This is a genomic window from Massilia sp. TWR1-2-2, from assembly GCF_049897565.1.
Classification (GTDB): domain Bacteria; phylum Pseudomonadota; class Gammaproteobacteria; order Burkholderiales; family Burkholderiaceae_D; genus JAFCUW01.
In genome coordinates, this window is the sequence record NZ_JAFCWM010000008.1 from 102,916 (window position 1) to 126,449 (window position 23,534).

Here is a 23,534-nt window from a genome sequence, read left to right on the forward strand (position 1 = left end):
CGAATGTCAGACCTGACCCCAGCTTTTCGTCGCGCCCAACCGCGACCGGCGTTTTCTTATAAAATGCCAGTATCCATTCATTTTTCACCGAGGCAGCCATGAGCGACGTACATACCTGGATCAAAGAGACCGTGAGCACCACGCCGGTTGTGCTGTTCATGAAGGGCACCGCGCAATTTCCGCAGTGCGGCTTTTCAGGCCGGGCGATCCAGATCCTGAAAGCCTGCGGCGTCGAGAACATCGCCACCGTCAACGTGCTGGACGACCCGGAAGTGCGCCAGGGGATCAAGGATTTTTCAAACTGGCCAACGATTCCGCAGCTGTACGTCAACGGCGAATTCATCGGCGGCTCAGACATCATGAACGAGATGTTCGAATCGGGCGAACTGAAAACGTTGTTGAACGGCTAAATCCGCTAGCCGGCGCCTCCACACACCGGTGCCGCGCTGGGCCGGCATGAAACCGGCCCTGAACGCTTAACTCATGTCTCCAGGGCGGCTGGCGTCGCCGCTCTCAGCGCTTGTCGAAACTCCAGCGGTCGTCCTTCTTCATTTCCTTTGCTTCCTCGACCATCCTGCGGTGCTGGATGCGCTTGCGCATCACTTCCGCATGCTGGGCTGCTGTCATCGGTGGAACGGTCATCAAGTCTTTGAGCTGCGCGGTATTGCTGTAGTTGCTTTTCATAGGGCGGCTAAATCCTCGGCTGCGTGAAGGGGGCAAATCTGCTGGACTGATTATGGTCCACTATCGGGACTTTGTGCTGCTGTGCGCGGCAAATTTCCGGAGAGTACTTGTTGCCGCGCAATCGTTGTATTGTGCATCAAAAACGCATCCGTGCAATGATTATTTGTCGTGTGGAACTTGTGTTAATTTTCGCCGCGCTGCTCCTGCGCGCGGGCGCAAGCACGGGAATTTGCCTAGGACGGCGACTCGACCCCACTGGTGAGTCTTTTTGGGGAAAATCGGCCGGGAGTTGTTACTTCTGGTAGTTAATTCGTACAAGCATGCGAATAAATTCGCGGGCAATCTGGCGATGATGTTCATCCAGACGCTGCAAATCAGCAATTAATTTCACATCGGCCGACTCGAACCGCGACAACCCGTTGAGTGGTTCGCCATTTGGCTCAGCGCCTTCGGCGCCGCCGAACCGCAGCCATTCGGCCGGCACGCCCAGCCATTGCGCGATCATGCGCAACTTCTCCTGGGTAGGAATTGCCTCGCCTACCAGCCACTTCCGGGCTGCATGCACAGTAATCGGTCGCCCGTCGAAGCGAATATTAAATTCGCGGGCCAGACGGGTCGGACTGTCTGGCGAGTAATGGGCGTTCTTCAGTGCCTGTTGCAGGCGCACACTGAAACTTTCCCGTTCGTTTGATGAATTCATAGATTGTCACTATTTCATGCATGTGGATGAAAGTCAGTTGCTTCAACGAACAGACCAATTGTGACAATCTGGCAAGAAGCGTGTAACATTTTTGCGAGTATATACGTTGTGCGAAATCGTCGCGCTCGTTACCCTGGCGCCGGTCGAGAACATGGATTCGTTGTGCCGCTGTTCTCCGTGCCATAAAACCACCGAATAGCGGACCAATATCATACCAATTGCAGTCCACTTCAAATTTTATTTATGTCATCATTCTATCCAATCTGCACAACGGTGACCTGAAACCGGATAATGCCATCGGCGCCGACAAGCCGCCGCACGACACCGTCGGACCACAGCTTGTGCAGGTGGGCCAGCGCTTCGCCGAGTGCGAAGGTAAGTTGGTGGGCGTCAAGCGGGCGACGAAACATCACCGGCACGATGTCCATCGCGGAACAAGGCTCTGCGCAGGCGGTCACCACCTCGGCCAGCCGCTCCGCGTGGTGGGCGCGCAGCTGGGCGATACGGGTATGCAAGCGGCGAAACGGGCGCCCATGCGATGGCAGCACCAGCGTATCGGCCGGCAGGTCGTCGAACTTGGCCAGCGAATCAAGATACAGCTGCAGCGGATTGCCCTCCGGCTCGACCGCGAACACCGACACGTTCGTCGAGATGCGCGGCAGCACCATATCGCCCGAGATCAGCACCCCGAGCGCTTCGCAATACAGCGCCGCGTGTTCCGGCGAATGGCCGAAGCCGGTGATGACGCGCCAGCGCCGGGCGCCGACGACGATCTGCTGGCGGTCGTGCATCCGCGTGTACGATTCGGGCACGGCCGGCACCAGCGACGGGAAATAGTTGCGGCGGCTCTGCATCTGCTCGATCAGCTCGTGCCCGGCCAGGCCGTGACGGCGGAAATGCGGAATCGCGGCGGTGCCGTCGACGCCCGGCAGCGCCGCCGACATCATGCGCCCGAAGCCGTACTCCCCGGTGGTAATCCAGAATGGCGCGTCGAAGCGGCGGCACAGCCAGTCCGACAGGCCGATGTGGTCGGGATGGCAATGGGTGGCGAACACCCGCAGCAAGCGCTGGCCCTGCAATGGGCCGGCGAACACGTGCTGCCAGGCCGCGCGCGTTGCATCGGTGGCAACGCCGCAATCGACCGCGCTCCAGCCGGTGCGCCCGTCGACCTCGTCGCCGAGCAGCCACAGGTTGATATGGTCGAGTGCAAAAGGCAGCGGCATGCGCAGCCAGCCGAGGCCGGGCGCAATCGGCAGCACTTCGCCGGGCGCGGGCAGAGCGTCGCCGAAAGGATAAGAAAGCTGGGACTCGAGAGCGTTCATGGGCAGATCTTTCGTGTTCAAAACAGCAAAGGGCGCGCTACAATGGGCTTTACGTTGACGTAAACGGAAGCCGCCAATCCATTCTAAGCGATTCCGCGAAGTGCAACTTTCACGCCACCACCGACATGCCTACTTACACCATTGCGGAACTGGCGCGCGAATTCGACATCACCGCGCGCGCGATCCGGTTTTACGAAGACCACGGCCTGCTCAGTCCGAGCCGCGAAGGCGCCGGCGGGCGCAGCCGCGTGTACACGGCGCGCGACCGCACCCGACTCAAGCTGACCTTGCGCGGCAAGCGCCTCGGCCTGACCCTGTCCGAAATCAAGAGCCTGGTCGACATGTACGAGTCGCCGAAGGACACCGTGGCGCAGATGAACCGTTTCCTCGGCGTGCTGGCGCACCAGCGCGAGACGCTCGAGCAGCAGCAGGCCGACATCGAGATGGCGCTGGCCGAAATCAGCGCCCACGAAGATGAGTGCCGGCGTATGCTGGCCGACGTGGAAAGCCGCGGCGCCGAAACGCCGAACACCGCATAAACTCTGGTGTCAGGTCTGACATTCGGACATTTTCCTTTTTAGAAATGTACGAATGTCAGACCTGACACCAGCTTTTTGCTTTACGTTTACGTAAACGTCACTTATGATCTATTTTTGCCCAATCTCTGCGAGGACCACATGCTGCACCTGCCCGGCTTGAACTTTGACCATGGCGAAGACATCGCCGCCCTGCGCGAAACGGTGCAGCAGTTCGCCGCCGCCGAAATCGCGCCGCGCGCCGCCGAAATCGACCGCAGCGACCAGTTCCCGATGGACCTGTGGCGCAAGATGGGCGACCTCGGCATCCTCGGCGTCACCGTCGACGAGCAGTACGGCGGCGCCCAGATGGGCTACCTGGCGCACATCGTCGCGATGGAAGAAATCTCGCGCGCGTCCGCCTCGGTCGGCCTGTCGTACGGCGCCCACTCGAACCTGTGCGTCAACCAGATCAAGCGCAACGGCACCGAAGAACAGAAGATGAAGTACCTGCCGAAGCTGCTCTCCGGCGAATACGTCGGCGCGCTGGCCATGTCCGAGCCAAACGCCGGCTCCGACGTCGTCAGCATGAAGCTGCGCGCCGAATTCAAGGGCGACCGCTGGGTGCTTAACGGCACCAAGATGTGGATTACCAACGGCCCCGACGCCGACGTGCTGGTGGTGTACGCCAAGAACGACATCGAAGCGGGCGCGCGCGGCATGACCGCCTTCCTGGTCGAAAAAGGCTTCAAGGGTTTCTCGGTGGCGCAAAAGCTCGACAAGCTCGGCATGCGCGGCTCGCACACCGGCGAACTGGTGTTCGTCGACTGCGAAGTGCCGGCCGAAAACGTGCTGGGCGGCCTCGGCAAGGGGGTCAACGTACTGATGTCTGGCCTCGACTTCGAGCGCACCGTGCTGTCGGGCGGCCCGCTCGGCATCATGCAGGCGTGCATGGACGCGGTGGTGCCGTACGTGCACGAGCGCAAGCAGTTCGGCCAGCCGATCGGCGAGTTCCAGCTCATGCAAGGCAAGCTGGCCGACATGTATTCGACCATGATGGCATGCAAGGCCTACGTGTATGCGGTCGGCCAGGCGTGCGACCGCGCCAGCACGCCGGAAGCGGTGCGCAACCTGCGCAAGGACGCCGCCGGCGCCATCCTGTATAGCGCCGAAAAGGCGACCTGGATGGCCGGCGAAGCGATCCAGGCGCTCGGCGGCAACGGCTACATCAACGAATACCCGGTCGGCCGCCTGTGGCGCGACGCCAAGCTGTACGAGATCGGCGCCGGCACCAGCGAAATCCGCCGCATGCTGATCGGCCGCGAACTGTACGCCGAGACCCGCTAAGCAAAAAAGTACTGGCGTAAAATGGTTGGCTGAACTGGACACGAGAAGCACGATGACCCAAGCCGCGTTCCCGAAATTGCTGTCGTCCCAGATCGCATTCGATATCGCGCGCACGATTCTCGACGGCTTCGACAAGCACTACCGGCTGTTTCGCCAGACCAGCCAGGCCGCCAAACGCCATTTCGAGTCGGCCGCCTGGGCGGTGGCGCAGCAGGCAGCGCGCGAGCGCATCGACTTTTACGACAAGCGCGTGCAGGAATGCGTGCAGGCACTGGAAGACGAGTACTCGCATGCCGACCTGAGCGACGAAGTGTGGCGCGAAACCAAGCTGCACTATATCGGCATGCTGTCCGACCACAAGCAGCCGGAACTGGCCGAGACGTTCTTCAACTCGGTCTGCTGCAACATCCTGCACCGCACCTATTTCCACAACGACTTCATCTTCGTGCGCCCGGTGGTGTCCACCGAATACATCGAGACCGAGGAGCTGCTGCCGACTTACCGCGTGTATTACCCGCACGTCGACGGCCTGCGTTTCACGCTCAAGCGCGTGGTCACCAATTTCCAGCTCGAGTGCCAGTTCGCCGACCTCGACCGCGATGTCGCGTTGGTCGAAGCGCGCCTGAAGCATACGTTCGGCCCCGGCACGATGGAGCCGAACCACCAGATCCAGGTGCTGGCCAACCTGTTCTACCGCAACAAGGGCGCCTATATTGTCGGCAAGGGCATCAACGGCAACCGCGAATATCCGTTCGTGCTGCCGATCCTGCACGACGGCGACGGCAAGCTCGTGCTCGACACGGTGCTGTCCGAGCAGGAACAGATCGCCGTGCTGTTTTCGTTTACCCGCGCCTACTTTTTGGTCGACATGGAAGTGCCGTCGGCCTACGTGCAATTCCTGCGCAACCTGCTGCCGCGCAAGCCGCGCAGCGAGATCTACACCATCCTCGGCCTGCAAAAGCAGGGCAAGACGCTGTTCTACCGCGATTACCTGCAGCACCTGAAGCACACCTCCGACAGCTTCGAGATTGCGCCCGGCATCCGCGGCCTGGTGATGCTGGTGTTCGCGCTGCCGTCGTTTCCGTACGTGTTCAAGGTGATCAAGGATTTTTTTCCGGCGCCGAAGGAAACCACGCGCGCGCTGATCAAGGAAAAATACCTGTTGGTCAAGCATCACGACCGCGTCGGCCGCATGGCCGATACGCTCGAGTATTCGAACGTGGCGTTTCCGCTGGCACGCTTTTCGGAAGAGCTGCTTGCCGAGCTGCAGCACCACGCGCCGTCGCTGGTGGAAATCGAAGGCGGCCAGCTGATCATCCACCACCTGTACATCGAGCGCCGCATGGTGCCGCTCAACATGTTCCTCAGCACGGCCGAGCGGGCCGGCGACGACGAGCTGATCGAACACGGCATCGTCGAATACGGCAACGCCATCAAGGAACTGGTGGCGGCCAACATCTTTCCCGGCGACATGCTGTACAAGAATTTCGGCGTCACCCGCCATGGCCGCGTCGTATTCTATGATTACGACGAGATCGAGTACATTACAGACTGCAATTTCCGCGACATCCCACCGCCGCGCAACGAGGAAGACGAGATGTCGGCCGAGCCGTGGTACGCGATCGGCAAGCACGACGTTTTCCCGGAGCAGTTCGGCCGCTTCCTGCTGGGCAACGCCAAGATCCGCAAGTATTTCATGCAGCACCACGCCGACCTGCTGACCAGGGACTTCTGGCAACGGCGCAAGCAGCGCATCATCGACGGGTATATCGAAGACGTCTATCCGTACCCGCAGGCCATCCGTTTTTGCAACCTCGCCTCACCTGTTTCAATCACGCCGGCGGCGCTGTCGCGGCCGGTATTCACGCCACCTTATTTGGAGAACCACCACAATGAATGATCCAGTCGTTATCGTCGGCGCAGCCCGCACACCCATGGGCGCGTTCCAGGGCGATTTTTCCTCGAAGAGCGCGAATGACCTCGGCGCCGTGGCGATTGCCGCCGCCATCGAACGCTCCGGCGTCGACAACAGCCTCGTCGAGCACGTCTACTTCGGCAACTGCCTGATGGCCGGCCAGGGCCAGGCGCCGGCGCGCCAGGCCGCCATCAAGGCCGGCCTGCCATTGTCGGCCGGCGCCGTCACCCTGTCGAAAATGTGCGGCTCGGCGATGCAGACCACGATCTTCGCGCACGACACGCTGCTCGCCGGCAGCGCCGACGTCATCGTCGCCGGCGGCATGGAGTCGATGACCAACGCGCCCTACCTGATTCCGAAGGCGCGCGGCGGCTACCGCATCGGCCACGGCATGATGTTCGACCACATGATGCTCGACGGCCTGGAAGACGCCTACAGCAAGGATGAAAAAACCGGCGGCGGCCGGTCGATGGGTACCTTCGCCGAAGAATGCGCCACCACCTATTCGTTCACCCGCGAAGCGCAAGACGCGTTCGCAATCGAATCGGTCAAGCGCGCACAGGCCGCCACCAGTGAAGGCCACTTCAAGTGGGAGATCGCGCCGGTCACCGTCAGCGGCCGTTCGGGCGACACCGTGATCGACAAGGACGAAGGCCCACAGAAGGCGAAGCTCGACAAGATCCCGACCCTGCGTCCGGCGTTCAAGAAGGACGGCACCATCACCGCCGCCTCGTCGTCGTCGATCAACGACGGCGCCGCCGCGCTGGTGCTGATGCGCGAATCGAAGGCGAAGGAACTGGGCCTGGCGCCGATCGCCCGCATCGTCGCCCACACCACCCACGCGCAGGCGCCGAACCTGTTTACCACCGCGCCGATCGGCGCGCTGCAAAAACTGATGAAGAAGACCGGCTGGAGCGCGTCCGACGTCGACCTGTTCGAGATCAACGAGGCGTTCGCCGCGGTGCCGATGGCGGCGATGCGCGAACTCGATATCCCGCACAGCAAGATCAACATCCACGGCGGCGCCTGCGCGCTGGGCCACCCGATCGGCGCCTCCGGCGCGCGCATCATCGTCACCCTGCTCGGCGCGTTGAAAAAGACCGGCGGCAAGCGCGGCGTGGCGGCATTGTGCATCGGCGGCGGTGAAGCGACCGCGATGGCCTTCGAGATGATCTGATGGCTACCGCACTGATCATCGGCGCCTCGCGCGGCATCGGCCGCGAGATGGTGCGCCAGTACCTGGCCGACGGCTGGCGTGTCATCGCCACCGCCAGGAGCAGCGAGCACGTTGCGGCGCTGGCGGCGATGGGCGCCACCGCCTATCGGCTCGACGTGCTGTCGGCCGAATCGGTCGCCGGCATCGGCTGGAACCTCGACGACGAAAAGATCGACGTCGCGGTGCTGGTCGCCGGCGTATATGGTCCGCGCGACGACGGCTTTCCGTCCGAGGCGGACTTCGACGCCGTCATGCACACCAACGTGCTGGCGGCGATGCGGCTGCTGCCGCTGCTCGGGCCCCTGGTGGCCGCTTCGCGCGGCAAGCTGGCGGTGCTGTCGTCGAAAATGGGATCGATCGAGGCGCGCAACGCCACCGGCGGCTCGCTGTACCGCGCCAGCAAGGCCGCGCTCAATTCGGTGCTCAAGGACGCCAGCCTTACCTACGGCCCGCATGGCGCGACCTGCGTCGCATTCCATCCGGGTTGGGTGCAGACCGACATGGGCGGCGCCGGCGCCGAACTGACCGTCGAAGACAGCGTCAACGACCTGCGCGTGACCTTGTCGCGCCTGACCGCTGCCGATAACGGCACTTTCCTGAACCACGACGGCACGCCAATCCCCTGGTAAGCCAAGACCGAGACGACTGAATGATACTGACCGAAGAACACCAGATGATCCGCGACGCCCTGCGCAGCTTTTCGCAGGAGCGCCTGGCGCCCAACGCGGCGCGCTGGGACAAGGAACACCACTTCCCGAAGGAAGAACTGAAGGAGCTGGCAGCGCTTGGCGCATTTGGCGTGGCCGTGCCGGAGCACCTGGGCGGCGCCGGCCTCGATTACGTGTCGCTGGCGCTGGTGCTCGAAGAGATCGCCGCCGGCGACGGCGGCACCTCGACCATCATCTCGGTCAACAACTGCCCGGTGTGCAGCATCGCCATGATGTACGCGAACGACGCGCATAAGGAGCAGTGGCTGCGGCCGTTGGCGCAGGGCGAGATGCTGGGCGCCTTCGCGCTGACCGAGCCGCATACCGGCAGCGATGCGTCGGCGCTGCGCACCACCGCCGTGCGCGATGGCGATGAGTATGTCATCAACGGCACCAAGCAGTTCATCACCAGCGGCAAATACGGCGACGTGGCGATCGTCATGGCGGTGACGGACAAGGCGGCCGGCAAGCGCGGCATCAGCGCGTTCTGGGTGCCGACGTCCACGCCTGGCTACATCGTCGCGGGGCTCGAACAGAAGATGGGACAGCACTCGTCGGACACGGCGCAGATCCTGTTCGACAATTGCCGCATCCCGGCCGAGAACCTGATCGGCGAAGAAGGCCAGGGCTACAAGATCGCGCTGTCGGGCCTCGAGGGCGGACGCATCGGCATCGCTTCGCAATCGGTCGGCATGGCGCGCGCCGCGTTCGACGCCGCGCTGCTGTACGCGCGCGAGCGCGAGACATTCGGCAAGCCGATCTTCGAGCACCAGTCGGTGCAGTTCAAGCTGGCCGACATGGCGACCCGGATCGAAGCTGCGCGCCAGCTGATCCGCCATGCGGCGTCGATGAAGGACGCCGGCCTGGCGTGCCTGAAGGAGGCGGCGATGGCCAAGCTGTTCGCCTCCGAGATGGCCGAGCGGGTGGTGTCGGACGCGATGCAGGTGTTCGGCGGCTACGGCTACGTCAGCGACTTCCCGATCGAGCGCATCTACCGCGACGTGCGTGTCTGCCAGATTTACGAGGGTACCAGCGACATCCAAAAGATCCTGATCGCGCGCGCGCTGTAGTTGGCCGCACCTGACACCAGCTCTGATATTCGGATATTTCGGCTTCTTGAAATGTTCGAATGTCAGACCTGACACCAGCGCTTCACGTGCTTTTCTATATAGAAATATTGACAGATGAGCCATCGACTCATCTTCAATGATTTCTTTTTCACAGCGATCTCCAATGAAAACTGCCGCCTGCCGGCTCGCTCTGTTCACGGTATCGGCCGCGGCATGCGCCGCCTAGCCAGCCTGCCAGCTGGCCGGCCCCGCCATCGAAGCGAACGAGACGGTGGTGTGGAAAGGTCCGTGCAAGGATGGTTTCGCCGATGGCGCCGGCGTGTTCGATCGATCACGCCGCGGCATCTTCTCCGACACCCCCGTCGCCAGCTATGAGGTGGCGATGGTGCAGGGCCGGATCGAGGGAGCGGGCAAGATCAAGTACGCCAACGGCAACGCCTTTACCGGCAATTTCAAGGATGGCCGGCGCGACGGCCCGGGCTACATGGCCTACGTCAATGGCGACCAGTTCGAAGGCGAATACCGCGACGATCTGCCGAACGGCGCCGGCATCCTGCTGCTAAGCTCCGGCGCAGGTTACGAGGGCGACTGGAAGGATGGCAAGTTCGATGGCATCGGCACCCGCAAGTACCAAGTGGGCGGCAGCCATGCGGGCGCCTGGAAGGCCGGCAAGTGGCACGGTAACGGTTTGCTGACATATGCCGGCAGCGGGCGCCTGGAAGGCCGGCAAGTGGCACGGTAACGGTTTGCTGACATATGCCGGCAGCGGCCGCCAGCTGGCGGCGCTGTTCGACAACGGCAGGGACGCCAGCACGCCCGTTGCAGACATGCCGGTCGACGAGCAGCTGGTCATCCATCGCGATGGTAGAAAATCGACAAAGCAGTCGTCGATATCGTTCTCCCACACGTTCGACCGGCCGTACGCGAAGCTCACTGCGGCCGAGCAGGCGACCGTCCGGGAAACCTATCCGACGCTGGCGCCAGGCGACGAGCCGCCGTAGCCGTTGAATGGCCCCAAGGCCGTGTGCGAATGGACGCGCAAGGCGCAGCACAAGCTGATGGTCGAGGGCGACATGCGCATCGACGTCGTCGTCGGCAAGGATGGCAATGTGGTGTTGGTGACGACCCTGGGCAAGCCGAGCCCGGAGGTGGCGAAGTTTGCCGCGATGGTGGTGGGCAAGGAAAAATACAAGGCGGCCGTTTGCGACGGCGCGCCGTTCGCGATGATCTTCTCGTACAACATGCGATTCATCACGCGCGAGTTAGCGGTGGCTCACGTCGGCGTGCCTCGTCGCGCGCAACCAGCCCGGCTTCGTCAGCCTCACCGGTGTCAGGTCTGACATTCGGATATTTCGGCTTCATGAAATGTTCGAATGTCAGACCTGACACCAGCTTTTCGCCTGCGCGCGCTGAACCGGCGTCCATTGCTGATTCCTACGTCGCCTATGCTTTCCCGGCTGGTGGGACGGGCGCGTGCACATCGCGAAACACCAGCATGGCGCCGAGCCGCTCTTTCATGTCCGCCTCGAAACCGCACGTCAGCCGGCCGCTGAAAAACGTAGCCAACCCACACCGGCATACCGATGTTCGCATGGTAGAAAAACTCGCCCACCGCGGTCGGATGCCTGTAGAACGACGTGATCGCTTCAAGCCGGCGGGGGCTGTGATGGATCTGATGGAACACGCGCCACAGCCAGTCGCTCTCATGCCCCGCGCTGCTCCTCGCGCCGTGCGCGAGGAGCAGCGCGCACAGCGTCGCGGCAGCGAACAGGGGCAAGTGGACGAGCGAGCGCTTCATTTGGTCCCCGGGTCGGATGCCAGATTGCTGCATTGGTCCGCATGGTGCGACTCTTGTCGGGCAAGTCGCCAGTTTCGCCAACCCGGGCAGCATTATTCGATACCCAATCATGACCGAAGTGACCCAAATCTTCGCAACGCTCAAGCGCCAGCTGAAACTGCAGGGCAAGACCTACCGCGACGTTGCTGCCGCGACGGGCTTGTCGGAGCCGAGCGTCAAGCGCCTGTTTTCGTCGGGGACGCTGTCGATCGACCGGCTCGTCGAAGTGTGCAGCCTGCTCGGCTTCACGCTGGCCGAACTGGCGCAGCAGGCCAGCATCGGCGACAGCCGCCTGCGTACCTTGAGCAGCGCGCAGCAAAAAGAGCTGATGTCGGACCCGCTGCTGCTGCTGCTGGCGGTGTGCGCGCTGAATCACTGGACGCTGCAAGACATGCTGGCTGTGTAGCGCCTGAGCGAAACACACTGCCTGCAACGACTGCTGCGACTGGACCGACTGAAGCTCATTTCTGTGTTGCCGGGCAACCGTATCCGGCTTAACGTGGCGCGCGAATTCGACTGGCTCGTCGACGGCCCGATCCGCCGGTATTTCCGCGAGCAGGGCCTGGTCGACTTCCTCGACAGCAGCTTCGCGCGTGCGAAGGAATCGCTGACGTTTTCGCACGGCATGCTGACCGACGCGGCGATCGACAAGATGCAGGCGGCGCTGCGCCAGCTGCGCCAGACCTTCGCCGAACTGCACGAAGAGAGCCTGGCGTCGCCGCTGCCCAAGCGCGCCGGCAGCGGATTGCTGCTGGCGATGCGCGATTGGGAGCCGGCCAGCTTCACCGGCTTGCGGCGGGCAGCCTGACCCGGCCGGCGCGCTTCACCGTCACTCGGTCAGCACGCTGACCTTGTCGATGACGAACGATGTTTGCAGCGAAAAATCCTCGCGCGAGTCGAACGTCAGAATGACGGTCTGGCCCTTGTAGGCCAGCAGACTGAACCTGCGCATCTGGTAGCCGCTGGCCTGGCTCAGGTTGGTGTAGCTCGCCAGGGTTCTGAGCACCTCGCCTGCAGCATTCCGCACCGACAACGTGATTCGGTCGTACGCCATGTTCGGCGCATTGTCCTCGGCCGTGTCGATGTGCAGGGCGAAACTGAGCTTGGCCGAAGTGGCCTCGGCCGGAATCGATACCGGCTGCGAGATGAGCTCGCGCGCGCCGAAACCGTTGCCGCCGAGCCAGGCGTAGCGAACGCCGTCGTACGGCGCCTGGCCCGCGTGGCTGCCGATGGCGCTGGTCGAGCCGCTCCAGCCGGTGCTGCCGGACTCGAAGCTGCCGTTGCGAATCCGCTCGGTGGCGCTGCTGGACAACACCGTCAGCGTGGCCGTGGCGCTCGTCACGCTGGACGGCGAGGTGGCCGAATCGCTGATGCGCACGCTGTAGCCGGCCCCGTTGTCGGCGCTCAGTGGAACCACGCTGTAGGTCGGGCCGGTCGCGCCGGCGATGGCGGCGCCGTTGCGCAGCCACTGGTAGCGGTACGGTGCGGCGCCGCCGCTGGCGGTGACGGCGAAGGTGGCTGTCGCGCCAGGCGCAACAGTGACGTTGGCCGGTTGCGCGATGATCGACAGCGACGCGCCGCTGCCGGCTTCGTCGATGTCGATGCCGACGTTGATCGCCGCGTAGGCGCGCTGCACGGCAATGGCCTCACGGCTGCCGGTACCGTACAGTTCCTGCGCCGCCAGCAGCACCTTGGCGCGGGCGTCGGCATAGTTGGTCGACGCGGTGAACTTGGTGGTGTTGGCGCGGAACCAGATGCGAAACGCCTTGCCGGTGCCGATGCCGGTCATCGCCCGCGGCAACCTCGTCAGATAGGAGCTGTAGCGCTCGCTCGACGTGCTGGCCTCCGATCCCTGCGCCAGGAAGTAGAACATGCGGTTGTTCGGGCCGCTGATGTAGTGGACGTCGAGGTTGCCCAGGCCGGCGCGCCACGCATCCGGGCTCATCCCGTCCTTGCCGGGCTTGTACATCCAGCGCAGCGGCGTGCCGGTGCGGCTGATTTCGGCGCCGATCAGCCAGTCGTTGCCCGTGCTGGGAATGGTGGTGCCGGTGCCGCCGGCGCGCGCGTAGGCCTCGGTGACTTCGCCGCCGATGTCCGAACTCGATTCGTTCAGCCCGCCCGACTCGCCGAAGTAGGTCAGGTTGGACGTGGCGGCGGTGACGCCGTGCGACATTTCGTGGCCGATGACGTCGATCGAGCCGAGGTTGGTGAAGGACGAGCCGTCGCCGATGAACATGCAGCGGCAGGTGTCGTCGTAGTAGGCGTTGTCGTAGGCGGTGTTGACGTGGACGGCAATGTAGGTGGAGGTATCGTTGCCGTCGAGCGAACGCCAGCCGAGCGTGTTTCGCAGCATGTCGTAGGTGTTCATCACCCCCCACATGGCGTTGACCGCGGCGGTCTGGCCGTTGGCGTTGATGGTGCTGCCGCCCGCGATGTACTGCTGGCCGTCGCCCCAGGTATCGGTGAGACTGGTGTAGATGCTGCCGGCAGTGGTGCCATGGTCGGCGTTGGTGACCGTCATTGCGCCGAAGGTGCCGCCGCTGCCGCGCAACGGATCGCGCAGCAGGTAGATGCCGCCCGACAGCGTGGTGCTGAGCGGAAGCGTGCCGTTGTACTGGCTGTAGCCGCTGCCGACCGCCGTCTGCAGGGCGTTCCACTGCGTGCGCACCCGGCCGTCGGTGGCGCTGACAATGCTGTCGCGGTACAGCGGCCGGCCGCCGGCCAGCATGCGGGTACGCACCAGGTAGGCCAGCTCATAGCCGGTGACCTGTTCTTCCAGGTCCAATGCGTTCAGCTCGCCGTCGGTCTTGTTGACCGCCGCGGGGACCCGCACCGACGCCACCAGCGGATAGACGATCAGTTCGGCGCTCGGCTTGGTGACGTCGATCGCCCTGGGCGCCAGCGCGGTGGCCACCGAGTTCAGCGCGGCGGACGCCGAGATGGCTGGCTGCACGCTGAAGGCGGCGAAGCGGCCGCCCATGGTGGCGCTTGCCGGGCCGTAGCCGAGGCCGGCGCGGCGGTCGCTGGCCGACTCGCTGACGATCTTGCCGATGTCGTTGGTCACCAGCACCGATTCGGACTGGAACACGCGCACGCCTTTGTAGGTGTGCGCCATGCGCGTGATGCGGGTGCCGTCGACGCCGGGATGGTGGCGCTCGACGCGGTAGCCGTGGTCGGGGTCGAGGCCGCGCTTGACGTCGGCGCCGCGCAGGCGCGCGGCCAGCGCCGCGGTGTCGGTCGCGCCGGCGACCAGCGGCGCGGCCATCAGCGGGCCGGCCGCTTGCGCCTGGCCCCACAGCATCAGCGGCAGCACGGCCAGCGAAGCGGCGATCAGGGATCTGCTTATGTGCATTTTTATTCTCCGTCAACTAGGTCGGTGGAATTAGAGTTTTCGGCGCCAGGACAAGCTGTGACTTTTTCAGGACAACACTGCCGCACTGACTCCGCACGCTTTGGGCGCGCTCCAATTCGACCCAGCGGCGTCGCACTTTGTTCAATTTCTCGAAATGCCGCCGTCGCGGGTCGCATTATTTTCGTTTAACTAACAAAAGTAATAGCTATTGAAAGAGTGGCTTGCGTCGGCATTGGCCAAATTAAATATTGTTCAGCGCCATACATATGCTTTCCGGGTGGCATACAGACGTGATGCGGCGAAATTGATACATTCGGAAATTTTTGATGGCGCGATTCGATTGCTATTTTTCCGATGTGCGCGCTACACTCGTTTCCAAAGTAGCCGGCAATCAACGCCAGGCGACATCGATACAAAGCGCGCGGGCACCACTCGCACATAAAGCGCGGTTATTCACGGGAAAAACATGAGCTCATCTACGTACCTGGCATTCGTCTGCTCCTCGCCGCCGACCGCGCCCCCCGGCTTGCCCTGACCGGGCCCCGCCCCGCTGCCGCATCCGCCGTGCAGCCCGCCAGCGAATCCGTCGCGCCGCAAGGCCGCGTCGGCGCGCTGCCTGCCACCGATACAGCGTCCCTTCCAGGGACTGGATGGATATGCTCTCGATCACAAACAAAGTTGAGCAACTGGTGTCCGAATCGCCGTTCCTGACCGAAGGGATGGCGCTGGGCCTGATCAACCTGTCCGAGCTGGCGCGGCAATTGCGCCCGCGCCTCGAGTTGGATCTGTGGAAGCCGGTCGGCCAGGCCGCCGTCGTGATGGCGCTGCGCCGCATCGCCGAGCGCCTGCCGCAGCAGGGCCTGTCGGCGCCGATCGTGCTGGCGCCGCGGATGGGCGAACTGACCACCCGCAGCGACCTGTCGATCACCACCTTCCGGCTATCGGACAACAGCAACGAATGCCAGCGCCAGCTGCTGGCGCTGGCCGAGCCGTATCCGGCCAACTTCATCACCGTCACGCGCGGCGTGCACGAAGTGCTGGTCGTGTGCAGCCGGCCGCTGGCGCACCTGGTCGATGAAGCATTCGATGGCGAGCGGCTGCTCGCGCGGGTCGAGAACCTGACGGCGCTGACCTTGCGGCTCAGTCCCGAGTCGCGCAAGACGCCTGGCGTGTATCACGCGGTGCTCAAGAAGCTGGCGTGGGACAAGATCAGCGTGGTCAACATGATGTGCACGTTTTCCGAGCTGACCATCCTGCTGGAGCAATCGCACACGGCCGCGGCGTTCTCGGCGCTGTCGCACGTCGTCGGCCACTGACGCCGGCGCGCCCGCTAGATCACTGCCGCTTCGAGCAACGTCAGCGTCTGCCGCTCCGTGTCGAGCGTGGCGCGAATTCCCATCGGCAGGGTGAACTGGTGGCGGATGTGGCCGAACGAATAGCCCGTCACCGCCGGTATCGTCAGCGGCTTCAGATGGATGTCGAGCGTCTGGTCGAGCGTCAGCGAACTGGGCTCGTCGCCCGGCCCGCACTTGTCGCAGATGCCGATCATCACGCCGGCCGCGTTCGCCAGGCCGACCGCCAGGTCGAGCTGCGTCATCCAGCGGTCGATCCGGTACGGCGCCTCGTTGACGTCTTCGAGGAACAGGATGCTGTGGCGGAAATCGGCCGCGTACGGCGTGCCGGCCAGCGCGCTGACCATGCTCAGGTTGCCGCCCATTAGCGGGCCGGTGGCCGTGCCGCCCTGTACCGCGCGGATCGCGTAATGCGGCTCGGCCCGCGCGCGCCGCTGGTTTTCCATCGCCATCGGAATGGTGTAGGTCGGCAGCGGATCCATCAGCACCGCCAGCATGTGCGCGGTCGAATAATCGGACTGGCCAGACGACGCCACCGGCCCGTGGAAGGTGACCAGGCCGGCGCGGCGGAAAATGGCCAGGTGCAGCGCGGTGATGTCCGAATAGCCGAGCAGGATCTTCGGATTGGCGCGCACCAGTGCATAGTCGAGCCCGGCCAGCAGCGAGATGCAGCCGGAGCCGCCGCGAATGCACCAGATTGCCTTCACGTCCGGATCGGCGAACATGGCGTGCAGGTCGGCCAGGCGCTGCTGCACCGAGCCGGCATAGTTGCCGTGCACTTCGCGCAGGTGGGCGCCGAGCCGCACCCGAAAGCCGAGCGCTTCGATCTTCGTCACCGACTTCTCGATCGAGGCGTCGCTGGTAAAGCCGCCCGGTGCGATCAGGCCGATCAGGTCGCCATCGCGCAGGCGGGGTGGCTTGAGCAACAGTCGTTTCATCGCATGGCCGGGGCGCCGGGGCGACGATGCCGCGCCAGCGCCGCCGGGCAGCGCCAGCGCGGCGGCGACGAAGGTGCCGAAACCGCGCCGGCTGATCTGTTTGCTACTGCTGGACATCGCTGCTCGCTCGGGCTGTGGGCGCAAAGAAAAGAAAGCCCGTCGCACAGTGCAGAAAGGCAAGTGCGACGGGCCATCAGAATCCTACTTTGACGCAATTACATGAACTTGTAGTTGGCGAACAGATTCAGCGAACGGCCGCGCGGGTCGGCAACGCGTGGCTCCCATGAGCTGCCGGCGCCGGTGTTGCTGTCGTAGGTGATGGCGAACGGTGGATCCTGGTCGAAGATGTTCTTGACGCCCGCGGTCAGGGTCAGGTTCTTGATGCCGGTGTAGCTGACGCTGGCGTGGAAGATCGAGTACGCATCGACGTCGGGGTTGTAATTGCTTGGCTTAACCAAACCGTTGGCAACACCTGGCAACACCTGGTCTTTATACCCGGCGCGGTAGACGTTGTACAAGGCAGCGCTCCAGACACCTTTCTTGAATGTTACGTTGGCGGTGTGCTTCCACTTCAGGCCGAGGTCGCCGGTGAACGTGAATCTGCCCACTTCGCTGGCGCCGAACGGGGTGTTGTCGGTGGCGCGCGATTTCTTCTCCAGCAGGTACGAGCCGTCGATGCCGGCCGACCAAGTGCCGTCCCAAACCTTGCCGTTGGTGCGGGCGCCGACTTCTACGCCGCGCGTGATGCGGGTGCCCGCATTGACCCAGCGCTGGTCGATCTGCACCAGGGTACCGGCGCTGTCGCGGATGAAGTTACCCTGGAACAGATTGTAGTTGGCGAGCAGCGTGGCCAGGGTGAACGAGTCGATCGTGTTTTCCTTGCGCACTTCCCACACGTCGAGGTTGGCCGAGAAACGTGCCGACGGCTCGAACACGACGCCGACGGTGGCCTGCTTGGCCGTTTCCGGACCGAGCGTGGTCTTGCCGCCGGTCAGGGTGTTCGGCGTGATCGATTCGCAGCCTGGCTTGGTGCTGTCGACTTTCAGCGTTGGGCACTTGGCCGGGTCGGCCAGGTCCTTGCCGGCGTACGGCGACTCGGTGATGCCGTTGAACAGCTGATTGAACGACGGCGCGCGGAAACCGGTGTTGTACGAACCACGGAACAGCAGTTGCTCGACCGGCTGGAAACGGAACGACACTTTCGGATTGAACGTGTTGCCAAAGCCGGTGTAATGATCCTGGCGGCCGGCCAGCGTCACTTCGAGCGACTTCAGTACCGGGATCATCACTTCGCCGTAGAAAGCGCGGATGTCGCGCTGGGCGTGTTGCAGCGCATTGGCATCGTCGAACGGCGCGTTGAGGATCACCGGGCGCGCGCTGGCGGCGCGGGCGTCGCCGTTGAACGAGTATTCTTCGCGGCGGATATCGGTGCCGATGGCGCCGAGGATGGCGCCGGCCGGCAGCGTGTACAGCTCGCCCGACATCGAGGCGTCGGCCTGGGTCAGCGTGGTCTTGCCGCCGTACAGGATGACGCCTTTGGCCGACGTGCTGTTGATCAGGTCGATCGCCGCCTGGGTCTGCTTTTCGCCGGCCTTCAGGAACGGGTTGATGATGCCGGTGCCGAGGGCGTTGGCCAGCGCGACCGTGTAGTTGTAGCCGCTGCCGACCCTCGATTGCGACTCGCTGGACGCGCGCGAAATGCCGACGCGGTAGTCAAACTTGCCGATCGTGCCATCGGCGCCGAGCAGGAAGCGGCCGGCCTTGGTGGTCGTCTCGATTTCGCGGTTGCCGCACTCCATGCAGCGCCAGCGGTAAGCCAGCGGCAGGCCACGGTTCGCTTCCAGCGTCGGGAATACCGCGATCAGGCCGTTGACCACGCCGTTGTAGGCCGCGCCGGTGCTCGGGTAGAACGAACTGGCGGTAAATGTCGTCGTGCCCGGCGAAATCTGGTTCGGCGAGAAACTCTTCTTCACCGTGGTCTCCGAACCGACGGCTTCGGCGAACACCTGGGCGCTGCCCAGCTTCATCGTGGCGCGGATCACCCCGTTATCGCTCGAGACGGGCTGCTGCAGCACGGCGGCGCGGCCGGTATCCCAGGCGCAACCATATTTCGCGGAAGCGGTATCCCACAGTTTTTCGTCGTACGCGCCCATCCCGTCGATGGTGGCGCAACCGGCGCCGCCGGGCAGATCGAGCAGGCTGATGCCGTTGTAGGTCTGGGTGCCGCCGCCCGGGATGGTCGGGCCGCTGCTACCCGTGCGCGCCAGGAACGACGGGCCGACGGTCGTGGCGAACAGGTTGGCGAACGGCGCGCCGCGGGTGTCGACCGACAGGCCGCGGTCGGGCTGGAAGGTGTTGACGAAGTCGCGCTGGTTGCCGCGCAGCGCGTCGTTCTGGCTGTGGGCAGCGGTGGCAAGCACGTTAAAGCCGTTGACATTGAGGTCGCCGAAGCCGCCGACCACGGACACCCGTTTGATGTTGCCGCCGCCCGCCTCGGTGACATCGGTAAACGCCTGCGCCTCGAGGCCAGTGTAGTTTTTCTTCAGGATGAAGTTGATCACGCCGCCGATGGCGTCGGTGCCGTAGATTGCCGAGGCGCCGTCTTTCAGCACTTCAACGCGCTCGACGGCCGCAAACGGGATCGAATTGAGGTCGACCGTGGAGCCCTTCATGCCGTATGTCGCGACCCGGCGGCCATTGAGCAGGACCAGGGTACTATCGGCGCCTTGGCCGCGCAGGTTGGCCGACGACGCGCCGTTGTTGCCGCGTTGGGCGCCGGAGGTGACGTCGGCGTTACTGGCCAGATTGTCGGAACCGTTGCCGTTGACGTTGAGCGTCATGATCAGCTGCTCGGCGGAGACGATGCCCTGTTCTTCCAGCTGCTTGCGGGAGATGATCTCGACCGGCAACGCGCCTTCCTTGGCGATCCGCTTGATCGAGCTACCCGTGATCTCCACGCGCTGCATGGCCTGCTGCGCGGGCTGAACCGGTTGCACTACTTGCGACATGGCGGGACCGGCAGCGCCGATCAGTGCAATCAGGTGAGCGAGTTTCTTTAACTTCACGGGTGTATCTCCTTGGGTTTCTCTTGAGCGGTGTATCCAAACTTCTGCCTGGACGACGAATCTTTTTTACGCGTAATGTCTTTGCAATACGTTAAGGTCCATTTCAGAGTAAGCGCAGCGGCGCGCCGCAATCCAATGAAATAACCTGTTGCAACTATAACTTTTAGGAATGTATGCCCGGTGCATAGTTAGCGAGCCATTCTACTGACTCGTTGACGCTGTGCAAGGTCGACATCCAGATAACGCCAATTGGTCAATTCAACCGGGTGACGCTTGTAGTTTTTAAGCCACGGTTGACGCAGGTCGGCCGAAATCACATGGCTTAATGGCACCCACGGGTTGTACGCGTGGATCAGCTGGTTCATCTCCAGGAACAGCTTCTGGCGCGCCGGCGAATCGGCCAGCGCGCGCGCCTGCTCGTAGCGCTGGTTGTAATCAGGCAGGTTGAAGCGCGCGTAGTTGGCGCGCCCGGCGTTCGGCCCGTACAGCAACTGGTAGAAGTTGTCGCCGTCCGGGAAGTCGGCGATCCAGTTGCTCTCGAACATCATCACCTTGCCGAGGCGCGACGCCTTGATGATTTCGGTCTTCTTGTCGGTAACGAAGGTGACGCGCAGGCCGATCGCGTTCAGGTTCTTGCGCCACAGTTCGTCGCGCAGGCGCCCGCCCGCGGTCGCTTCGCTGTGCATCGTCAACGTCAGCGGCACGTTGCCCGGCGCGCGCCGAAAGCCATCCTGGTCGCGCTTGTCGTAGCCGAAACGGTCCAGCAGCGCGTTGGCCAGCACCGGGTCGTACGGCACCGGGCTGCGGTAGGCCGGATCGTAGCCGAGCACGTTCGGCGGCAGCGGTGACTGCGCCTTGATGGCGAAGCCCTTCTTGAGCAGGCGGATGTCCTCGGCGCTGTCGTAGCCGAGCGCGATGGCGCGCCGCAGCGCCACCTTGTCCTTGCCGTAGCCGCCCAGCACCGGGTCGTCCATGTTCATCCACATGTAATACGTCTGCATCACCGGGAAGCGGTACAGCTGCACGCCCTGTGCCGCCAGCGCCGGTTTCAGCTTGCCGTCGGCGATCACCATGTCGGTCATCGATTCGGGCACCTGCTCGAGGTAGTCGTAGTCGCCGCCGAGAAAACCGAGCATGCGGCCCTGGAACTCCTCGGCAATCTTGACTTCGACGCGGTCGACTATCGGCAGGCGCTTGCCTTCGAGCGCGCCGGCGATGGCCTGGTCGGCGGCGTCGGCGCCGGCCGTGGCGTGAAACACCGCCTGCGCATCGCGGTTGGCCAGCAGCACGATCTTGTCGCTGCGCTTCCATTCGCCGATCCTGAACGGGCCGGTGCCGACCGGGTGGTTGCCGACCTGGCCCGGGTAGGCTTCGATGACCTCGCGGGCGACGACGGCGCTGGCGGGCGTGGCCATATAGAACAGGAAATTGTTGTCCGGCGCCGACAGCCGGATGCGCAAGGTGTAGCGGTCGACCGCCTTGATGCCCTCGAACGGGGCGTCGTAGCTGAACTTGTCCTTGAGGGCGGCGTCGCCGGCGATCTTCCCCTCGAACAGGCTCAGCCATGGCGACTTGAGCATCGGGTCGTACAGCCGTTTCAGGCTGTATACATAGTCGGCAGCGGTCAGTTCGCGCTGGGCGCCCTTGAAGGCGGGGTCGGGCGTGAAATGGATGCCCGGCCGGATCTTGAACGTATAGGTCAGGCCGCCATCGCCGACGATGGGCATGGCGACGGCTGTGTTTTCGCGCAACTTGAGAGGACGCGCCAGGTAATCGTAGCGCAGCAGTGGGTCGAACAGGTTCTCGAGCAGGCTGAGCGACGCGATGTCGGACGCCACCGCCGGATCGAGGCCGGTTTCGCTGGTCGACAGGAACAAGTGCAGCGTCTTGACGCCGTCAGGCGCCGCCTGGGCGAGCGGCGTTGCGATGCAAGACGCGGCAAACAACAGGGCGGCGGCGGTTTGGCTGAGTTTCATGGTTGAAGTCCGAATTGGGCGATGGCTATGATATGCGAGCGCGAGCCGGCCGCGCAGAAAATTCCTCCCTTAACGCTGGGGTCAGGTCTGACATTTCGGACATTTTCACGGGGTCAGGTCTGACAGAGGGGGAATGTCAGACCTGACCCCAGCGTTGGCGGGGCTCCGGGCCTTCGCCTGCATAACTTTTTTGCATACAATCAATGCAATCTTTCATCGTTCTCGGCTAACCTGCGCCTATACTCTCGCTGCACAATCGCGCTCACCCAACACGAACATAGTCGACGAATATGGCACTAAATTACATCTGGTCTGGTTTCTTCCTGGTTGGTTTCGTGGCGGCGCTGGGTCAATGGCTGTTTCTTGGCGATAGCGAAATCTTCAAGCGCGTCGTCGACGGCACCTTCAGTTCGGCCAAGATAGCGGTGATGGACATCGCCTTGCCGCTGGCCGGCGTCATGACCTTGTGGCTGGGCATCATGAATATCGGCGAACGGGCCGGCGCGGTCGACCTCATCGCCAGGGTGATCGCGCCGTTCTTTGCGCGCATTTTCCCCGGCGTGCCGCGCAATCATCCGGCCAATGGCCACATGGTGATGAATTTTTCGGCAAACATGCTCGGCCTCGATAATGCGGCCACCCCGTTCGGCCTGAAGGCGATGGAGAGCCTGCAGTCGATCAATCCGAACAAGGACGAAGCCAGTGACGCCCAGATCATGTTCCTGGTGCTGCAGACGTCCGGACTGACCATCATCCCACTGTCGATCATGGCCCAGCGCGCCATTCTCGGCGCCAAGGATCCGTCCGACATCTTTATTCCGTGCCTGATCGCTACCTTCTTCTCCACCCTCACCGCCATCATCACGGTGGCCCTGCGTCAGCGCATCAACCTGTTCGACCGGGTCGTCGTCGCATGGCTTGGCGGCACCACCGCTGTCATCGGCGGCGGTGTCTGGTATCTGGCCAACTTCCTCACCAAGCCCGAAATTGAACTGTTTTCGAAGATCACCAGTAACCTGGTGCTGTTCTCGATCATCGCCGTCTTCATCGCCGGCGCGCTGCGCAAGCGGGTCAACGTCTACGAAGCCTTCATCGAAGGCGCCAAGGGCGGCATCCAGACCTCGCTGACCATCATCCCCTACCTGGTCGGCATGCTGGTGGCGATCAGCGTGATCCGCAATTCCGGCGTGCTCGGCATGATCGTCGGCGCCGTCGACTGGGTGCTGATCAACCTGGGCATCAATAACGACTGGACCGGCGCGCTGCCGACCGCGCTGATGAAGCCGCTGTCGGGCAGCGGCTCGAAGGCGATGATGATCGATACCATGACGACCTACGGCGTCGATTCCTTCGTCGGCCGCCTGTCGGCCATCATGCAAGGCGCCGCGGACACCACGTTCTACATCATCGCCCTGTACTTCGGCTCGGTTGGAATCCGCAAGACCCGCTACGCCATTTCGGCCGGCCTGATCGCCGACGTTGCCGGCGTCGTTGCCGCCATCTTCGTCGCTTACCTTTTCTTCGGCTAATCAAGGACG

General features: G+C 63.4%; 20 protein-coding genes and 1 pseudogene. 13 read left to right on the forward strand and 8 right to left on the reverse strand.

The genetic code is table 11. The features are described 5' to 3' along the window. Positions 1-98: 98 nt before the first annotated feature. Complete coding sequence (gene grxD, locus ACP7DD_RS09755; protein WP_426174581.1) at positions 99-410, forward strand: Grx4 family monothiol glutaredoxin; 312 nt, start codon at positions 99-101, stop codon at positions 408-410. Between the two features lie 103 nt (positions 411-513). Here grxD and ACP7DD_RS09760 read toward each other — a convergent pair whose 3' ends face one another. The 3 genes from ACP7DD_RS09760 to ACP7DD_RS09770 all read right to left on the reverse strand — a co-directional run bounded on the left by ACP7DD_RS09760 (position 514) and on the right by ACP7DD_RS09770 (position 2,706). Further along, the gene (locus ACP7DD_RS09760; protein ID WP_180288049.1) at positions 514-684 is read right to left on the reverse strand and encodes a hypothetical protein; all 171 of its coding nucleotides are present in this window, start codon (positions 682-684) and stop codon (positions 514-516) included. Positions 685-976: 292 nt separating this feature from the next. Continuing rightward, on the reverse strand, positions 977-1,384 hold the full coding sequence (locus tag ACP7DD_RS09765; protein ID WP_426174582.1) for a hypothetical protein: 408 nt from the start codon (positions 1,382-1,384) through the stop codon (positions 977-979). A 254-nt stretch (positions 1,385-1,638) separates the two neighbouring features. Then, positions 1,639-2,706 (reverse strand): MBL fold metallo-hydrolase, encoded by a 1,068-nt coding sequence (locus ACP7DD_RS09770; protein ID WP_426174583.1) that lies wholly within the window; start codon positions 2,704-2,706, stop codon positions 1,639-1,641. 125 nt (positions 2,707-2,831) lie between these two features. Between ACP7DD_RS09770 and ACP7DD_RS09775 the strand changes: the two genes are divergently transcribed. The 9 genes from ACP7DD_RS09775 to ACP7DD_RS09815 all read left to right on the forward strand — a co-directional run bounded on the left by ACP7DD_RS09775 (position 2,832) and on the right by ACP7DD_RS09815 (position 10,816). Continuing rightward, positions 2,832-3,245, forward strand: a complete 414-nt coding sequence (locus tag ACP7DD_RS09775) for a MerR family transcriptional regulator (RefSeq protein WP_426174584.1) — start codon at positions 2,832-2,834, stop codon at positions 3,243-3,245. Between the two features lie 138 nt (positions 3,246-3,383). Next, on the forward strand, positions 3,384-4,568 hold the full coding sequence (locus ACP7DD_RS09780) for an isovaleryl-CoA dehydrogenase (RefSeq protein ID WP_426174586.1): 1,185 nt from the start codon (positions 3,384-3,386) through the stop codon (positions 4,566-4,568). 52 nt (positions 4,569-4,620) lie between these two features. Next, positions 4,621-6,468 (forward strand): bifunctional isocitrate dehydrogenase kinase/phosphatase, encoded by a 1,848-nt coding sequence (gene aceK, locus ACP7DD_RS09785; RefSeq protein ID WP_426174587.1) that lies wholly within the window; start codon positions 4,621-4,623, stop codon positions 6,466-6,468. After that, positions 6,461-7,660 (forward strand): acetyl-CoA C-acyltransferase, encoded by a 1,200-nt coding sequence (locus ACP7DD_RS09790; protein WP_426174588.1) that lies wholly within the window; start codon positions 6,461-6,463, stop codon positions 7,658-7,660. Before aceK ends, ACP7DD_RS09790 begins: the two co-directional genes overlap by 8 nt. Beyond that, positions 7,660-8,328, forward strand: coding sequence for an SDR family oxidoreductase (locus ACP7DD_RS09795; RefSeq protein ID WP_426174589.1), 669 nt, complete (start codon positions 7,660-7,662; stop codon positions 8,326-8,328). Before ACP7DD_RS09790 ends, ACP7DD_RS09795 begins: the two co-directional genes overlap by 1 nt. Before the next feature lie 20 nt (positions 8,329-8,348). Next, positions 8,349-9,476, forward strand: coding sequence for an acyl-CoA dehydrogenase family protein (locus ACP7DD_RS09800; RefSeq protein WP_426174590.1), 1,128 nt, complete (start codon positions 8,349-8,351; stop codon positions 9,474-9,476). 274 nt (positions 9,477-9,750) lie between these two features. Next, on the forward strand, positions 9,751-10,218 hold the full coding sequence (locus tag ACP7DD_RS09805; protein ID WP_426174591.1) for a hypothetical protein: 468 nt from the start codon (positions 9,751-9,753) through the stop codon (positions 10,216-10,218). 4 nt (positions 10,219-10,222) lie between these two features. After that, on the forward strand, positions 10,223-10,477 hold the full coding sequence (locus ACP7DD_RS09810; protein WP_426174592.1) for a hypothetical protein: 255 nt from the start codon (positions 10,223-10,225) through the stop codon (positions 10,475-10,477). Between the two features lie 72 nt (positions 10,478-10,549). After that, positions 10,550-10,816 (forward strand): hypothetical protein, encoded by a 267-nt coding sequence (locus ACP7DD_RS09815; RefSeq protein WP_426174593.1) that lies wholly within the window; start codon positions 10,550-10,552, stop codon positions 10,814-10,816. Here ACP7DD_RS09815 and ACP7DD_RS09820 read toward each other — a convergent pair. Beyond that, complete coding sequence (locus tag ACP7DD_RS09820) at positions 10,807-11,274, reverse strand: sterol desaturase family protein (RefSeq protein ID WP_426174595.1); 468 nt, start codon at positions 11,272-11,274, stop codon at positions 10,807-10,809. The two genes, ACP7DD_RS09815 and ACP7DD_RS09820, sit on opposite strands and share 10 nt — an antisense overlap. A 109-nt stretch (positions 11,275-11,383) precedes the next feature. Between ACP7DD_RS09820 and ACP7DD_RS09825 the strand changes: the two are divergent. Next, positions 11,384-12,121 (forward strand): annotated as a pseudogene (locus ACP7DD_RS09825) (helix-turn-helix domain-containing protein). Between the two features lie 21 nt (positions 12,122-12,142). On the opposite strand, the gene ACP7DD_RS09830 reads toward ACP7DD_RS09825, so the two are convergent. Then, positions 12,143-14,665, reverse strand: coding sequence for a M4 family metallopeptidase (locus ACP7DD_RS09830; protein WP_426174596.1), 2,523 nt, complete (start codon positions 14,663-14,665; stop codon positions 12,143-12,145). 656 nt (positions 14,666-15,321) lie between these two features. Between ACP7DD_RS09830 and ACP7DD_RS09835 the strand changes: the two genes are divergently transcribed. Next, on the forward strand, positions 15,322-15,981 hold the full coding sequence (locus ACP7DD_RS09835; RefSeq protein WP_426174598.1) for a hypothetical protein: 660 nt from the start codon (positions 15,322-15,324) through the stop codon (positions 15,979-15,981). Positions 15,982-15,995: 14 nt separating this feature from the next. Here ACP7DD_RS09835 and ACP7DD_RS09840 read toward each other — a convergent pair whose 3' ends face one another. The 3 genes from ACP7DD_RS09840 to ACP7DD_RS09850 form a co-directional block, all read right to left on the reverse strand. After that, a complete protein-coding gene (locus ACP7DD_RS09840) occupies positions 15,996-17,072 on the reverse strand; it encodes a S66 peptidase family protein (protein ID WP_426174599.1) in 1,077 nt (358 codons plus the stop codon). A 98-nt stretch (positions 17,073-17,170) separates the two neighbouring features. After that, positions 17,171-20,020, reverse strand: coding sequence for a TonB-dependent receptor domain-containing protein (locus ACP7DD_RS09845; RefSeq protein WP_426174601.1), 2,850 nt, complete (start codon positions 20,018-20,020; stop codon positions 17,171-17,173). A gap of 188 nt (positions 20,021-20,208) precedes the next feature. Further along, positions 20,209-21,996: an ABC transporter substrate-binding protein gene (locus ACP7DD_RS09850; protein WP_426174603.1), complete on the reverse strand. Its 1,788-nt coding sequence runs from the start codon at positions 21,994-21,996 to the stop codon at positions 20,209-20,211. 290 nt (positions 21,997-22,286) lie between these two features. On the opposite strand from ACP7DD_RS09850, the gene ACP7DD_RS09855 reads away from it, so the two are divergent. Continuing rightward, entirely contained in the window at positions 22,287-23,525 is a 1,239-nt protein-coding gene (locus ACP7DD_RS09855; RefSeq protein ID WP_426174604.1) for a nucleoside recognition domain-containing protein, read from the forward strand. Positions 23,526-23,534: the final 9 nt, after the last annotated feature.

What these genes read in the sequence shown, in the direction of transcription:
- ACP7DD_RS09775 (WP_426174584.1), top strand. Translation starts at nt 2,832, where the DNA reads ATGCCTACTTACACCATTGCGGAACTGGCGCGCGAATTCGACATCACC.
- ACP7DD_RS09850 (WP_426174603.1), bottom strand. Translation starts at nt 21,996, where the DNA reads ATGAAACTCAGCCAAACCGCCGCCGCCCTGTTGTTTGCCGCGTCTTGC.
- ACP7DD_RS09795 (WP_426174589.1), top strand. Translation starts at nt 7,660, where the DNA reads ATGGCTACCGCACTGATCATCGGCGCCTCGCGCGGCATCGGCCGCGAG.
- ACP7DD_RS09780 (WP_426174586.1), top strand. Translation starts at nt 3,384, where the DNA reads ATGCTGCACCTGCCCGGCTTGAACTTTGACCATGGCGAAGACATCGCC.
- ACP7DD_RS09800 (WP_426174590.1), top strand. Translation starts at nt 8,349, where the DNA reads ATGATACTGACCGAAGAACACCAGATGATCCGCGACGCCCTGCGCAGC.
- ACP7DD_RS09840 (WP_426174599.1), bottom strand. Translation starts at nt 17,072, where the DNA reads ATGTCCAGCAGTAGCAAACAGATCAGCCGGCGCGGTTTCGGCACCTTC.
- ACP7DD_RS09855 (WP_426174604.1), top strand. Translation starts at nt 22,287, where the DNA reads ATGGCACTAAATTACATCTGGTCTGGTTTCTTCCTGGTTGGTTTCGTG.
- ACP7DD_RS09815 (WP_426174593.1), top strand. Translation starts at nt 10,550, where the DNA reads ATGCGCATCGACGTCGTCGTCGGCAAGGATGGCAATGTGGTGTTGGTG.
- ACP7DD_RS09770 (WP_426174583.1), bottom strand. Translation starts at nt 2,706, where the DNA reads ATGAACGCTCTCGAGTCCCAGCTTTCTTATCCTTTCGGCGACGCTCTG.
- ACP7DD_RS09790 (WP_426174588.1), top strand. Translation starts at nt 6,461, where the DNA reads ATGAATGATCCAGTCGTTATCGTCGGCGCAGCCCGCACACCCATGGGC.
- ACP7DD_RS09835 (WP_426174598.1), top strand. Translation starts at nt 15,322, where the DNA reads ATGCTCTCGATCACAAACAAAGTTGAGCAACTGGTGTCCGAATCGCCG.
- ACP7DD_RS09765 (WP_426174582.1), bottom strand. Translation starts at nt 1,384, where the DNA reads ATGAATTCATCAAACGAACGGGAAAGTTTCAGTGTGCGCCTGCAACAG.
- ACP7DD_RS09760 (WP_180288049.1), bottom strand. Translation starts at nt 684, where the DNA reads ATGAAAAGCAACTACAGCAATACCGCGCAGCTCAAAGACTTGATGACC.
- aceK (WP_426174587.1), top strand. Translation starts at nt 4,621, where the DNA reads ATGACCCAAGCCGCGTTCCCGAAATTGCTGTCGTCCCAGATCGCATTC.
- ACP7DD_RS09820 (WP_426174595.1), bottom strand. Translation starts at nt 11,274, where the DNA reads ATGAAGCGCTCGCTCGTCCACTTGCCCCTGTTCGCTGCCGCGACGCTG.
- grxD (WP_426174581.1), top strand. Translation starts at nt 99, where the DNA reads ATGAGCGACGTACATACCTGGATCAAAGAGACCGTGAGCACCACGCCG.
- ACP7DD_RS09830 (WP_426174596.1), bottom strand. Translation starts at nt 14,665, where the DNA reads ATGCACATAAGCAGATCCCTGATCGCCGCTTCGCTGGCCGTGCTGCCG.